The following is a 14,484-nucleotide window of genomic DNA, read 5'->3' as shown; positions in this document are numbered from 1 at the left end:
GGATCAAGCTTGGATCTTTTCCTAAATTAGATCATTCCCCTCAGCTAAAAAAAGCGTTAAAATATCGCTCTTAATTTTTAAATAGAAATAATCAAAGGTCATTAATTTATGTGGTATCAAGAGTCTTATGACGTAATTGTAGTTGGTGGTGGTCATGCTGGAACCGAAGCGTCACTTGCAGCTGCGCGCATGGGATGTAAAACTTTATTGTTAACGCATAACATTGATACGCTAGGCCAAATGTCTTGTAATCCAGCTATTGGCGGTATTGGTAAAGGTCATTTAGTTAAAGAGATTGACGCCTTAGGCGGCTTAATGGCGACGGCAGCTGACCATGCTGCGATCCAATTTAGAACTTTAAATGCGAGTAAAGGCCCTGCGGTTCGTGCAACTCGAATACAAGCTGATCGTAATTTGTATCGAAACTTTGTTCGTAACTATTTAGAAAATCAAGAAAATTTAACAATATTCCAACAACCTTGTGATGATCTAATTTTAGAGAATAATAAGATCGTTGGTGTATCAACCCAAATGGGATTGAAATTTAAAGCTAAGAGCGTTGTACTAACGGTAGGTACTTTCCTTGCTGGCCAAATACACATAGGGCTTAATAATTACCAAGGTGGTAGAGCGGGTGATCCTGCCAGTGTAAATCTTGCATCACGCTTACGAGATATGCCATTTAGGATAGATCGTTTAAAAACCGGAACGCCACCACGATTAGATGCACGAACGCTTGATTTTTCAGTGATGACAGAACAAGCTGGTGATGATCCGCGCCCAGTATTTTCTTACATGGGATCAACAGAAGATCATCCAGAACAAGTATCTTGTTTTATAACGCATACCAACGCTAAAACCCATGAGATTATAAAATCAGGTTTAGATAGATCGCCTATGTACACAGGTGTTATTGAAGGTATTGGTCCACGCTACTGCCCTTCAATCGAAGATAAAATACATCGCTTTGCTGAAAAAGATAGCCATCAAATATTTGTCGAACCTGAAGGGTTAAATACCCATGAAATTTACCCAAATGGTATTTCAACTAGCTTACCATTCGATGTGCAAATGGATCTTGTTAGATCAATAAAAGGTTTTGAGAATGCTCATATAACTCGACCAGGTTATGCAATTGAATATGACTTTTTTGATCCACGTGATTTAAAGCAAACACTAGAAAGCAAGTTTCTTGAAAACTTGTATTTTGCAGGCCAGATTAATGGCACTACCGGCTATGAAGAAGCGGGAGCTCAAGGTCTTGTAGCTGCAACTAATGCTGCGGCAAGAGTACAAGGAAAAGATGAATTAATACTTACTCGAGATCAAGCTTACATGGGGGTTCTTATTGATGATCTAGCGACATTAGGCACTAAAGAACCTTACCGTATGTTTACTTCTCGCGCTGAATATCGTTTATTGTTGCGTGAAGACAATGCCGATATTCGTTTAACAGAAAAAGGTCGTGCTCTCGGTTTAGTTGACGAAAAACGCTGGCAGCGTTTTAATGAAAAAATGGAAAATGTTGAATTAGAACGTCAACGTTTACGATCTACTTGGATACAAAAGGATCACCCCGCTATTGCACAAGTAAATGAATTGTTGAAAACGCCTCTAAGTCGTGAAAATAGCTTAGAAGATCTCGTTAGACGACCAGAAGTTAGATATGAAGATGTCGTTTCTATTGAAGGTTTAGGACCTGCGTTAGCTGATAAGCAAGCAGCAGAACAAATTGAGATACAAATAAAATATGCTGGTTATATTGATCGTCAGCTTGATGAAATAGAAAAAAAGAAACGTCATGAGAATACATTAATTCCTTTTGACTTTGATTTTTCGCAAATCTCTGGCTTGTCAAATGAGGTTGTTGCAAAGCTTACAGATACTCGTCCTGAAACTATCGGTAAAGCATCGCGTATTTCTGGTATTACTCCAGCAGCAATTTCGTTATTATTGGTATATCTTAAAAAACATGGCTTATTACGCAAAAGTGCCTAAATAGTCAGCATATATAAAAGTTTTCGCCTTATGACATTGTCTGAACAACTCGTTTCCTTGATTAAAGAAACCTCACTTGAGGTTTCTAATGAACAAGTTTCTTTACTTATCCAATATGTTGAATTATTAAATAAATGGAATAAGGCATACAACTTAACATCAGTTCGCGATCCAAAAGATATGATCATAAAACATATTATGGATAGTTTAATGGTCGGTCCTTTACTGAAAGGTCAATCATTTATCGATGTTGGCACCGGGCCAGGATTACCAGGTATTCCATTGGCTATCTTGTATCCAGAGCGAAAATTCGTATTATTAGATAGTTTAGGCAAAAGAGTAACTTTTTTACGACAAGTTGTTTTTCAATTAAAACTTGAAAATGTAACACCGGTTAAGTCTAGAGTTGAAGAATATCATCCAGAACAACCTTTTGATGGTGTATTAAGTAGAGCATTTTCTTCATTAATCGATATGGTAACTTGGTGTGAACATTTGGTGAGTAAAGATCAAGGCAGGTTCCTAGCATTAAAAGGGATCTATCCGACTGAAGAAATATCGGTATTACCTAATAATATAACCGTTGAAAATAGTTATACTATTGTTGTGCCTCAATTAGAAGGCGAACGCCATTTGATTGAATTAGTGAAATCATAAATAATAATAAGCTTTTGATCAGAAAGTAATTGAGGTTCCTGTGGGAAAAATAATCGCGGTTGCAAATCAAAAAGGTGGTGTCGGTAAAACGACAACCTCGGTCAATCTTGCTGCATCTTTAGCGGCAACTAAAAGGAAAGTTTTACTGATCGATCTTGATCCACAAGGTAACGCTACCATGGGCAGTGGTATTGATAAATACGAAGTGCCAGCAACTTGTTATGAACTACTTATTGAAGAGCGTCCATTTGATGAAGTTGTTTGTAGAAATACTGCAGGGGTTTATGATCTTATTGCTGCTAATAGTGATGTAACGGCTGCTGAAATTAAGTTAATGGAAGTTTATTCTAGAGAGCACCGCTTAAAGAACGCTTTGTCAAAAGTAAAAAAAGATTACGATTATATTATTATTGATTGTCCCCCTTCTTTAAATATGCTGACAGTAAATGCGATGACCGCCGCTGATTCAGTGCTGGTGCCAATGCAATGCGAATATTATGCCTTGGAAGGTCTTACAGCCTTAATGGATACTATTTCACAGCTAACAACCGTTGTTAATGGCAAGCTTCATATTGAAGGTATTTTACGTACCATGTACGATCCACGTAACCGACTAGCCAATGATGTTTCTGAACAATTAAAGCGTCATTTTGGCGATAAATTATATCGCACCGTAATACCTCGTAATGTGCGTTTAGCCGAAGCACCAAGTTTTGGTGCGCCAGTAATGTATTACGACAAGTCATCAACGGGTGCAAAAGCATATTTGGCTTTAGCTGGTGAAATTTTAAGACGCGCAGAACAAAAAAAGCAACCTACACCGCAAGAAACTACTGAGCAATAAGGAATATCATGAGTCAAACAAAACGTAGAGGTCTAGGACGCGGTCTTGATGCATTACTAACAAAGCCATCTGAAAGCTCACCTGTGAATGCCAGTGAAAATAATGAACCAACAAATAAAAATGCAGAATTACAAAATTTACCTATAGAACAACTTCATCCAGGTAAATACCAGCCAAGAAAGGATATGTCTGCAGAGGCATTAGACGATTTGGCCAATTCAATAAAATCTCAAGGTATTATTCAGCCTATAGTTGTTCGCCCTGTAAGCGAACATAGTTATGAAATTATTGCCGGTGAACGACGTTGGCGAGCGGCACAATTAGCAGAATTAGATACAGTTCCTTGTTTAATTAAACATGTTCCTGATGAGGCGGCAGTAGCAATAGCATTAATTGAAAATATTCAACGCGAAGATTTAAATGCAATGGAAGAAGCTATTGCTTTAGAACGGTTGTTAATTGAATTTGAACTAACGCACCAAGAAGTGGCAGATGCTGTTGGAAAGTCAAGAACGGCCGTAACCAATTTATTACGTTTGAATAACCTAAACAGTGAAGTTAAAACGTTACTTGAACATGGCGATATTGAAATGGGACACGCTCGAGCTTTATTGGCTCTAGATAATGATATTCAAACCAATACAGCACGTATTGTTGTTGCTAAAGAATTGAACGTTCGTGAAACTGAAGCATTAATTAAGAAAGTACAACAACCGCCAAAAGAAATAGAAGAAAAGCCGGAAGATCCTAACACGAAAGCGTTAGAGCAGAACTTATCTGAAAAATTAGGTTCAGCTGTAGTAATAAGTCACAATAAAAAAGGCAAAGGTAAGTTGGTTATTTCATATAGTGATTTATCTGAACTTGATGGGATTGTTTCCCGATTTAACTCCTTTTGAAGATGACCGTTAACAAATTTAAATACATTATTGAAGTAAAATAATATTGATAAGATAAAACTGACTATAGTTAGAGTTTTTATCAACCTAACGGTACAAAATCAAAGTTTCAATAATGTATAATACCTAAGTAGTAATTTATTCATCTAGTGTAGCTAAATAGCAGAATATGTCAGCAATGCTTGCCCTATTATGTTGCATTCAGTCTGTAATTCAGTATACTTGCGTCGGCTTTTTGAAGAGGATTATTTTTCTTTAAAAAACTGTAAGTAATACGAAATTTTTCGTACGGAGCTACTGGTGAGTTTATATATTAACAATACGTTAGCTAAGCCAGGCAGAATATTTGCTTTTACGCAAATTTTGATATCCGTGATCGTCGTTTTAGCTTGCAGTATAGCAACATATTTTATTTGGGGATTATCTTACGCAATATCGGTATTAGCCGGTGGTGCTATAAGTATAATCCCTAATTTTGTCTTTGCTTATAAAGCATTTAAATATGCTGGAGCAAGATCGTCAGAAAAGGTACTCGATTCCTTTTATAGTGGCGAAAAATTGAAAATTGTATTAACGGCCGTTTTATTTGCGCTAGCCTTCAGATTTTTAGCGATAGAGCCAATAGCTTTTTTCAGTAGTTTTTGTTTAGTTGTGGCTTTACCTTTGATAACACCATTTGTTATTAAATATTAGCGGCAACCAGAATTTATACTTTAAACTTTAATCATTGGGATAATTAATATGGCTTCAGGTGCTGAAATTACTAGCCAAGAATATATTAAACATCACCTTCAGAATCTAACTGTTGGAGAAGGCTTTTGGGCCCTTCATATAGATACTTTAGGTTGGTCAATATTTTTGGGCTTGGTTTTCATTTTATCATTTCGTGCAGTAGCAAAAAAAGCAACTACAGGTGTTCCTGGTAAGTGGCAATGTGCTGTTGAAATGATTGTCGAATTTGTTGACGATAGCGTTAAAAGTACGTTTCACGGTAAAAACCCTGTAATCGCACCTTTGGCATTAACCATTTTTGTATGGGTATTGTTAATGAACGCGATGGATTGGGTACCGGTTGATTTAATACCACGTATTTTTGAGCTGTTTGGTGTGCACTACATGAAAGCCGTACCAACTACCGATCCTAATATGACCTTTGCATTAGCATTAGGTGTATTTGTGCTAATTATTTACTATTCAATTAAAGTAAAGGGTGTTGGTGGGTTCATTAAAGAACTAACAACTCAACCATTTGGCCATTGGTCACTTTACCCGGTTAACTTTATTTTAGAGATGGTTACTTTACTTGCTCGTCCGTTATCATTAGCACTACGTCTGTTTGGTAACTTGTATGCAGGTGAATTAATTTTCTTATTAATTGCGACAATTGGTTTATTCCAATTGCCAGTACACTTTTTATGGGCTGCTTTCCACTTGTTGGTTATCCCATTACAAGCGTTTATCTTTATGATGCTAACAATTCTATATTTGAGTTTAGCGCACGAAGATCATTAATTTTTTTAACTCTTAGGAGTTAAGGGCAGGATGCCCAAAATAGTTTTTTTTAACCTTAGTTTTTTTAACTTTATAACTTTAAATAATCGGAGATAAATATGTTATATATCGCTGTTGCTTTATTAATCGGTCTAGGTGCTCTTGGTACTGCGATTGGTTTTGGTTTACTTGGTGGCAAATTCCTAGAGTCTGCTGCACGTCAACCTGAATTGGCACCTCAACTTCAAGTTAAAATGTTCATCGTAGCGGGTCTTATCGATGCTATCGCGATGATCGGTGTTGCTATCGGCTTATACCTATTATTCGCAGTTGGTGCTTAATTTTTTAAGTTGTTTTTTAACCGCGAATTTAAATAGGAGATACATAAATGAATCTTAATATGACCTTAATTGGTGAATTAATCGCATTTATCGTATTCGTAATTTTTTGTATGAAGTACGTATGGCCACCAATTATTGGTGCCATCGAAGCACGTCAAGCAGTTATTGCTGATGGACTTGCTGCTTCTGACCGTGCCGCTAAAGATCTTGAGCTTGCTCAAGAAAAAGCTACAGCACAATTAAAAGACGCTAAAGCGCAAGCAGCTGGTATTGTTGAAGCTGCTAAAAAGCGTGAAGCTCAAATAATTGAAGAAGCTGCAGTGAAGGCACAAGCTGAGAAAGAAAAAATCTTAGCGTCAGGTCATGCAGAAATTGATACAGAACGTAACCAAGCTAGAGAAGAACTACGTCAACAAGTAGCTGTTCTTGCTGTTGCTGGTGCCGAGAAAATTCTTGAGCGTTCAATTGATGCCGCTGTACATAGCGACATTTTAGATAAACTTGTAGCTGAACTTTAGAGGGAAATGAGCTTATGTCTGAATTGACAACCATCGCTCGTCCCTACGCTAAAGCGGCGTTTGATTTTGCTATCGAAGCAAATGCAATTGAAAGCTGGTTAGAAATGCTAGTTTTCGCTGCAGAAGTTGCTAGCGATGCCACCATTAATGAATACCTTTCTGGTGGTGCGTCAGTAGAACAAGCACAAGACATATTTTTAAAAGTCTGTGATGTTCAACTTGATAGCAATGGCCAAAACTTAATTAAAGTTATGGCTGAAAATCAACGTTTATTGGTGCTACCACAGGTTGTTACTCAGTTTCGCGAATTAAAAGCTGAACATGAGAAAACATTGTCTGTGGATGTAACTTCAGCTGTTAAATTAACAGCTGAACAAGAAACTACATTATGCGCTGCGCTTGAAAAGCGTTTGGCTCGAAAAGTAAAACTTAATTGTAATATTGATGCAAACGTAGTCTCTGGCTTAGTAATAAAAGCTGGTGATATGGTAATAGATGGTTCAGTACGAGGTAAATTGAACCGCTTAGCAACAACAATGCAATCCTAACGGGGAACAGAGTATGCAACTGAATTCCACTGAAATCGCTGAACTGATCAAAAGTCGTATTGAACAGTTTGACGTAGTTAGTGAAGCTCGTAATGAAGGTACTATCGTTTCTGTAACTGACGGTATCATTCGTATTCACGGCCTTGCAGATGTAATGCAAGGTGAGATGATTGAACTTCCTGGCAATCGCTTTGCTATCGCGTTAAACCTTGACCGTGATTCGGTCGGTGCGGTAGTTATGGGTCCTTACGCGGATCTAGCTGAAGGCGTTAAAGTAAAATGTACTGGTCGAATTTTAGAAGTACCAGTAGGACGTGGTCTATTAGGCCGTGTTGTAAACACTCTTGGTGAGCCAATTGACGGTAAAGGACCTATCGATAACGATGGTTTTGCTCCAGTTGAAATGATGGCACCAGGCGTAATCGATCGTAAATCTGTTGATGAGCCTGTTCAAACAGGTATTAAATCAATCGATGCAATGATTCCAATTGGTCGTGGTCAACGTGAACTTATCATTGGTGACCGTCAAATTGGTAAATCTGCTATCGCATTAGATGCAATCATCAATCAGAAAAATACTGGTATTAAGTGTGTATACGTAGCTATTGGCCAAAAAGCCTCTACTGTTGCTAACTTAGTTCGCTCATTAGAAGAGCACGGCGCGTTAGATAATACTATCGTTGTTGTTGCTGGTGCTGCCGAAGCTGCTGCACTACAGTACTTGTCAGCATATTCTGGCTGTACTATGGGCGAATACTTCCGTGACCGCGGTGAAGATGCACTAATCGTATATGATGATTTGTCGAAACAAGCTGTTGCTTACCGTCAAATTTCATTACTTTTACGTCGTCCGCCAGGCCGTGAAGCATATCCAGGTGACGTTTTCTATCTTCACAGTCGTTTACTTGAACGTGCTGCTCGTGTAAACGAAGCATACGTTGAACGTTTTACTAACGGTGAAGTAAAAGGTAAAACAGGTTCATTAACTGCCTTACCTATCATTGAAACGCAAGCGGGTGATGTATCTGCATTCGTACCAACTAACGTAATCTCAATTACCGATGGTCAGATTTTCTTAGAATCTAACCTATTTAACTCAGGTATTCGTCCTGCTGTTAACGCTGGTATTTCTGTATCACGTGTTGGTGGTGCTGCTCAAACGAAAATCATCAAGAAATTAGGTGGTGGTATACGTTTAGCCTTAGCACAATATGCTGAATTAGCCGCGTTTGCTCAGTTTGCATCAGATTTAGATGACGCTACTCGTGCTCAATTAGAGCATGGTCAACGTGTTACTGAATTAATGAAGCAAAAGCAATACAGCCCATTGTCAGTTGCTGAAACAGCTGTATCATTATTTGCCGCAGAAAAAGGCTTTTTAAATGATATCGCAATCAACAAAGTTGTTGATTTTGAAGATGCATTACGTTCATACGTAAACAATGAGCACGCTGAGTTGATGGCTACAATCAATGAAAAAGGCGACTATAACAAAGATATCGAGTCTGGTTTAGCGAAAGCGATTGAAGCTTTCAAAGCTACTCAAACTTGGTAATTTAGTTAACCTTTTCGGAGAATAGTCATGGCCGGTGGTAAAGAGATAAAATCGAAGATCGGAAGTGTTAAAAATACACAGAAGATCACCAGCGCGATGGAAATGGTTGCAGCTAGTAAAATGCGTAAAGCGCAAGATAGCATGGCTTCATCACGTCCATACGCTGAAAATATGCGAAATGTGATCGGTCACATCGCGCTTGGTAATCTAGAATATCGTCATCCATATATGGTTGAACGTGAAGCTAAGCGTGTAGGTTATATCGTAGTCTCAACAGACCGTGGTTTGTGTGGTGGTTTAAACATTAACTTGTTTAAACAAGTACTTGCTGATGCTGGTAAACAGCAATCAGCAGGCGCTGAAGTTGAATTTGCTGTAGTGGGCTCTAAAGCTACTTCATTTTTCAACAATATAGGCGCTAAAGTAGTATCACAAATTTCGGGTTTAGGTGACAACCCTTCACTTACTGACTTAGTTGGTAGTGTTAAGGTGATGTTAAATGCCTATGACAATGGTGAGATCGATAGATTGTTCATCGTGTATAACAAATTTGTTAACACAATGACGCAAAAACCGACAATCGATCAACTTTTACCTTTGCCTAAGTCAGATGATGACGCTATTAAGCATCGCTGGGATTACATATACGAACCTGATGCTCAAGCAATACTTGAACATTTATTAGTTCGTTATACAGAATCTCAAGTATATCAAGGTGTGGTTGAAAACCTCGCATGTGAACAAGCCGCTCGTATGGTTGCAATGAAATCTGCAACTGATAACGCGGGTGACTTAATTGATGATTTACAATTGGTATACAATAAAGCTCGTCAAGCAAGTATTACTCAAGAATTGGGTGAAATTTGTGCTGGTGCAGCAGCGGTATAAGCAAAGGTTCTTTGTTTATTTTTTAGTAAATAAGAGCACAAGATTAGAGGATTAAACATGAGTACAGGTAAAGTCGTCCAAATCATTGGCGCAGTTGTGGATGTAGAATTCCCACAAGATGCTGTACCTCAGGTATATGACGCGTTAAACATAACTGAAGGTGACCTTTCAGGCTTAGTACTAGAAGTACAACAGCAATTAGGTGGTGGTGTAGTTCGTGCTATCGCTATGGGTTCATCAGACGGTTTGCGTCGTGGTCTGACAGTAGTAAACACAGGTGATAACATCCAAGTACCAGTAGGTACATGTACATTGGGTCGCATCATGAACGTATTGGGTGAGCCTATCGATGAAGCTGGCCCAATCGGCGAAGAAGAAAAGTGGTCAATTCACCGCGCAGCGCCAGCTTATGCTGACCAAGCGATGTCTAATGAGCTACTTGAAACTGGTATCAAAGTAATCGATTTAGTATGTCCATTCGCTAAGGGTGGTAAAGTTGGTTTATTCGGTGGTGCTGGTGTTGGTAAAACCGTTAACATGATGGAACTTATTCGTAACATCGCGATCGAGCATAGCGGCTACTCAGTATTTGCTGGTGTAGGTGAGCGTACTCGTGAAGGTAACGATTTCTACCATGAAATGAACGACTCTAACGTACTTGATAAAGTATCGTTAGTTTACGGCCAAATGAACGAGCCTCCAGGAAACCGTTTACGCGTAGCGTTTACTGGTTTGACTATGGCTGAAAAATTCCGTGACGAAGGTCGTGACGTATTATTTTTCGTAGATAACATCTACCGTTACACACTTGCTGGTACTGAAGTATCTGCATTGTTAGGTCGTATGCCATCAGCTGTTGGTTACCAACCAACACTTGCTGAAGAAATGGGTGTTCTTCAAGAGCGTATTACCTCTACGAAGAAAGGTTCAATCACATCAATCCAAGCGGTATACGTACCAGCAGATGATTTGACCGATCCATCTCCAGCTACAACCTTTGCTCACTTAGATGCAACAGTTGTATTGAGTCGTGATATTGCATCGCAAGGTATTTACCCTGCTATTGACCCACTAGATTCTACATCTCGTCAACTAGATCCATTAGTAGTTGGTACTGAGCATTATGAAACTGCCCGTGGTGTTCAATCAACATTACAACGTTACAAAGAACTAAAAGATATCATCGCCATCTTAGGTATGGATGAGTTATCTGAAGAAGATAAATTAGCAGTGAATCGCGCACGTAAGATTCAACGTTTCTTATCTCAACCGTTCTTCGTTGCTGAAGTATTCACTGGTTCTCCTGGTAAGTACGTATCTCTTAAAGACACTATTAGTGGCTTTAAAGGTCTACTTGCAGGTGAGTTTGATGATTTACCTGAGCAAGCTTTCTACATGGTTGGTTCTATCGAAGAAGCAGCTGAAAAAGCTAAAAACATGTAATGAAGGCTGGTGATTAACATAAGTTAATCACCGATTAGGAGGTCACATGGCAATACTTTCTGTAAATCTTAATGTAGTAAGTGCTGAAGAAGAATTATTTTCTGGTAGCATTGAATCATTACAGATCACAGGTAGCGAAGGTGAATTAGGCATTATGCCTGGTCATGCACCTTTGCTGACCTCACTAAAACCAGGTATGGCTAGAATCGTTAAGAAAGGCGGTGACGAAGAAGTTATCTATCTTTCTGGCGGTATGCTTGAAGTTCAACCTAATAGTGTAACTGTTTTAGCTGATGTTGCTATACGTGTTGCAGACTTAGATGAGCAACAAGCATTAGAAGCTAAAGAACGAGCGGAAAAGCATATGAATGATCACGGCGATGACGTTGATTATGCAGAAGCAGCTTCTGAATTAGCTCGTGCTGTTGCACAGTTACGTGTAATACAAGCTACCAGCAAAAAATAGCTAACACTAAGTTTTAGTGACCAACAAAGCGACTTTTACTTCGGTAAACAGTCGCTTTTTTATTGCTTATAAATTGCATATTGAAGATAAACGTTAGTAAATAATTAATATTTGGTTAACAATGAGTTATAGATATTTAACAGCCTGTGTTAATTGAATAAAAATAAATTTATCTAGCTAATATAACAGTTAATATTAATATGTTGATTTATATGGTCTTTATTTATATTATCTAAAGGTTTAATTTAAACAGCTTTTAATAAAACTTAATAAAAATAAAATAGGGATATATTGTGAATAAAACTCAAATATTAATCAGTTCTATAGCTATAGCTTTTTGTGCATCTTCTGTAAATTCATTTGCCTTTGATAAAACACCTGGTTCGGGTCCTAACCCATTTTCAGATTGTGGTATCGGCGCTGCTTTATTTAAAGATACAAAATGGGCAGCTGTTACATCAAATGTAATTTGGGATATAGGTACTACAGCTGTTACTTCTGCTACAGCAAGCCCAGAAACATGTAGTGGCGCAAATATTATCGCGGCGAAATTCATTATTGATAATTATGATAATATTGTAGAAGAAATTGCCGAAGGTTCAGGCGATCACTTAGCATCTATGTATGGTGTTCTAGGTTGTGACAACAGCGTACAAACTGAAGTTACTGCGAGTATCCGTACTGATATGGTACAAACAATTAACCAAGCTGATTATCAAGATAAAAACTTGGTACAAAAATCATCAGATCTTTATAACATAGTTAACAACTCTACTGTTGTTGGAAATTGTGCAGTAATTTAATGTAATTTTTGTTTTAATAAATAGCTGCTTAAAAAGCAGCTATTTTTATTTATAGCTAAACCGTTCTTATGCAATTAAAAACTATTCTGCTCTGCCTAATTATCTACTGTTGTACTTTCGATGTTTCTGCTCAAAAAACTATAATTTTAGATTATCCAACCGAATTAATTGACTCAATATCAGCTTCAGAAAAATGGCAAAAGCTGATTAAGCTTTCACCAAATCTCGATAGTGAAAATAGTAATATTAATATACATTCACAGCGCTTTTATTTTAGTGAAATGTCAGAGCTAACAGCGAAAGAGGAGCTAATTAAAACCTTATACGCATTTCAAAACACCGATCATCAAAATACTACTGAAGAAAACCCGCAATGTAGATTCCCTGCTAGATATCATTGGCTAAAAAAGCAATTCGATTTATCTAATGTAAAAGAGGTTGAATGCCATGACTTTTTGGCATGGTCAAAATTATCGTCAACACAGTCATTAAGTTTAATTTTCGCGACAGGTTACTTAGGAAACCCAGCTTCATACTATGGTCATACACTATTAAAGCTAAACAGCGACAAGAATAAAAAACTTAACTTATTAGAAACAAGTGTAAATTTTGGCGCTAAAGTTCCTAAAAATGAAGATCCTATAAGCTATATGCTTAAAGGCGTTGTTGGTGGATACGATGGAAGCTTTTCGCATTCAAGTTACTATTATCACACGCAAAACTATCTTGAAAATGAATTACGTGATCTTTGGGAGTATCAATTAAATTTATCTCAAGATGATTATTACTTTTTAGTCGCTCATATATGGGAGTTGATAGAACAAGATTATATATATTACTTTTTTGATGAAAACTGTGTCTACAGAATGTATGAACTCTTTAGTTTATTTGACGATATAGATTTACCACCAATCAAAGCACCATGGGTGATTCCACAAGAAGTTGTTAGCGCTATTAACTCAGCCACATACAAAGGTGCGCCGTTAGTTTCTAGAGTTAAGTATATTCCATCAAGGCAATCCAGTTTTTATAATAAATATTGGCAATTAAATACCAATGAAAAATTATTAATTGCCAAAATAGTTGAGAACCCTGAGCAAATAAATTTATTAAACGCAGAAACAATAGTATTTCAAGCAAAGCTTAAAATTTTGAGTACTTTGCTAGATTATTATCAATACTTAATTTCTGTAGATAAAGACAATGTAAAGCTGAATAAGCAATCGTATACGCGGGTGTTAACTTATAGATATAACCTAGCACCAGAAAAGGTGAAGTTTAAGGATAAACTAGCGATATCGCCCCATTTAGCAAGGCCATCAAGTTACTTACAGTTAGGGTTTATGCATAATGAAAAGCTAGGTAATGGTGTCGCTATAAAATTTAGACCTGCATATTATGATCAGTTGGATGCTGAAAGTGGTCATATAAGAAATGGTGCTCTTAAAATGGGTGAGTTAGATCTTGAATATATGAATAATAAACTTGCCATTAGAGGTTTATCTATATTTGAAGTTATTAGTGTATCAAATCAAGCAACAGGTTTACCTCATGATGGTTACGACTCTTGGAGGCTGTATTTAGGTCTTCAAAAACAGGACAACAAGTGTACAAACTGTGCAGATTTTACTTTCAAAGCCAACAAAGGCTTATCCATCCCTATTCTCGAAAATACCACAGTTGGTGGTTATATAGGCGGTGCTTTTGTCGAAAATTATTTAGATAGAGGTCGAGTGTATATATCTAGTAATTTAACACTAAACCAATCAATTAATAACGATTGGAATTTTTTGGTAGATCTTGAAGCAAGAAAGTATTTAGAGAACGAACAAGTAACTAAATACAAGGTTAAAGCTGAAACGCGTTATAGAGTTAACTTTAACCATGAATATATAGATTTTAGGCTGATATTAAGTAACGACGAAACTGTGTTGAGCCTTGGCTATTATTGGTAAAAATAGCTATTAAATATATTATTAAAACAATAAAAAAACCGATATCAATAAGGTATCGGTTTTTTGTAAAATAGACTT

The 14,484-nt window shown here is 37.3% G+C and carries 15 protein-coding genes; all 15 read left to right on the top strand.

All coding sequences use genetic code 11. The annotated features are described in order from the left end of the window. Window positions 1-108 precede the first annotated feature (108 nt). The 15 genes from mnmG to AC27H3_RS15655 all read left to right on the top strand — a co-directional run bounded on the left by mnmG (window position 109) and on the right by AC27H3_RS15655 (window position 14,406). Window positions 109-1,998 carry a tRNA uridine-5-carboxymethylaminomethyl(34) synthesis enzyme MnmG gene (gene mnmG / locus AC27H3_RS15725; RefSeq protein ID WP_487107653.1) on the top strand — a complete coding sequence of 630 codons (1,890 nt, stop codon included), beginning with the start codon at window positions 109-111 and terminating at the stop codon, window positions 1,996-1,998. Window positions 1,999-2,028: 30 nt separating this feature from the next. Beyond that, window positions 2,029-2,655 carry a 16S rRNA (guanine(527)-N(7))-methyltransferase RsmG gene (rsmG, locus tag AC27H3_RS15720; protein WP_487107651.1) on the top strand — a complete coding sequence of 209 codons (627 nt, stop codon included), beginning with the start codon at window positions 2,029-2,031 and terminating at the stop codon, window positions 2,653-2,655. A gap of 40 nt (window positions 2,656-2,695) precedes the next feature. Then, window positions 2,696-3,499: a ParA family protein gene (locus AC27H3_RS15715; protein ID WP_487107649.1), complete on the top strand. Its 804-nt coding sequence runs from the start codon at window positions 2,696-2,698 to the stop codon at window positions 3,497-3,499. An 8-nt stretch (window positions 3,500-3,507) separates the two neighbouring features. After that, window positions 3,508-4,398, top strand: a complete 891-nt coding sequence (locus tag AC27H3_RS15710) for a ParB/RepB/Spo0J family partition protein (RefSeq protein WP_487107647.1) — start codon at window positions 3,508-3,510, stop codon at window positions 4,396-4,398. Window positions 4,399-4,698: 300 nt separating this feature from the next. After that, the gene (locus tag AC27H3_RS15705; RefSeq protein ID WP_487107645.1) at window positions 4,699-5,091 is read left to right on the top strand and encodes an ATP synthase subunit I; all 393 of its coding nucleotides are present in this window, start codon (window positions 4,699-4,701) and stop codon (window positions 5,089-5,091) included. Between the two features lie 48 nt (window positions 5,092-5,139). Next, window positions 5,140-5,910, top strand: coding sequence for a F0F1 ATP synthase subunit A (atpB, locus tag AC27H3_RS15700; RefSeq protein ID WP_085306320.1), 771 nt, complete (start codon window positions 5,140-5,142; stop codon window positions 5,908-5,910). A 98-nt stretch (window positions 5,911-6,008) separates the two neighbouring features. Then, window positions 6,009-6,230, top strand: a complete 222-nt coding sequence (gene atpE, locus AC27H3_RS15695; RefSeq protein ID WP_076417406.1) for a F0F1 ATP synthase subunit C — start codon at window positions 6,009-6,011, stop codon at window positions 6,228-6,230. A gap of 47 nt (window positions 6,231-6,277) precedes the next feature. After that, window positions 6,278-6,748 (top strand): F0F1 ATP synthase subunit B, encoded by a 471-nt coding sequence (atpF, locus tag AC27H3_RS15690; protein ID WP_487107643.1) that lies wholly within the window; start codon window positions 6,278-6,280, stop codon window positions 6,746-6,748. 14 nt (window positions 6,749-6,762) lie between these two features. Then, window positions 6,763-7,296: a F0F1 ATP synthase subunit delta gene (gene atpH / locus AC27H3_RS15685; RefSeq protein WP_487107641.1), complete on the top strand. Its 534-nt coding sequence runs from the start codon at window positions 6,763-6,765 to the stop codon at window positions 7,294-7,296. 13 nt (window positions 7,297-7,309) lie between these two features. After that, the gene (atpA, locus tag AC27H3_RS15680; protein ID WP_487107639.1) at window positions 7,310-8,851 is read left to right on the top strand and encodes a F0F1 ATP synthase subunit alpha; all 1,542 of its coding nucleotides are present in this window, start codon (window positions 7,310-7,312) and stop codon (window positions 8,849-8,851) included. A 27-nt stretch (window positions 8,852-8,878) separates the two neighbouring features. Beyond that, window positions 8,879-9,739, top strand: coding sequence for a F0F1 ATP synthase subunit gamma (gene atpG / locus AC27H3_RS15675; RefSeq protein ID WP_487107637.1), 861 nt, complete (start codon window positions 8,879-8,881; stop codon window positions 9,737-9,739). A 57-nt stretch (window positions 9,740-9,796) separates the two neighbouring features. Further along, window positions 9,797-11,182, top strand: coding sequence for a F0F1 ATP synthase subunit beta (atpD, locus tag AC27H3_RS15670; protein WP_085306325.1), 1,386 nt, complete (start codon window positions 9,797-9,799; stop codon window positions 11,180-11,182). Window positions 11,183-11,228: 46 nt separating this feature from the next. Next, window positions 11,229-11,648 carry a F0F1 ATP synthase subunit epsilon gene (locus tag AC27H3_RS15665; RefSeq protein ID WP_487107635.1) on the top strand — a complete coding sequence of 140 codons (420 nt, stop codon included), beginning with the start codon at window positions 11,229-11,231 and terminating at the stop codon, window positions 11,646-11,648. A 293-nt stretch (window positions 11,649-11,941) separates the two neighbouring features. Beyond that, window positions 11,942-12,451, top strand: a complete 510-nt coding sequence (locus AC27H3_RS15660; protein ID WP_487107633.1) for a DUF3015 family protein — start codon at window positions 11,942-11,944, stop codon at window positions 12,449-12,451. Window positions 12,452-12,519: 68 nt separating this feature from the next. Further along, window positions 12,520-14,406 carry an Lnb N-terminal periplasmic domain-containing protein gene (locus AC27H3_RS15655; protein ID WP_487107631.1) on the top strand — a complete coding sequence of 629 codons (1,887 nt, stop codon included), beginning with the start codon at window positions 12,520-12,522 and terminating at the stop codon, window positions 14,404-14,406. Window positions 14,407-14,484: the final 78 nt, after the last annotated feature.

It is taken from the genome of Colwellia sp. NW0002-52-1 (genome assembly GCF_057550865.1).
Note: the sequence above shows the minus strand (reverse complement) of the source record. Positions and strands in the feature narration are given on the sequence as shown.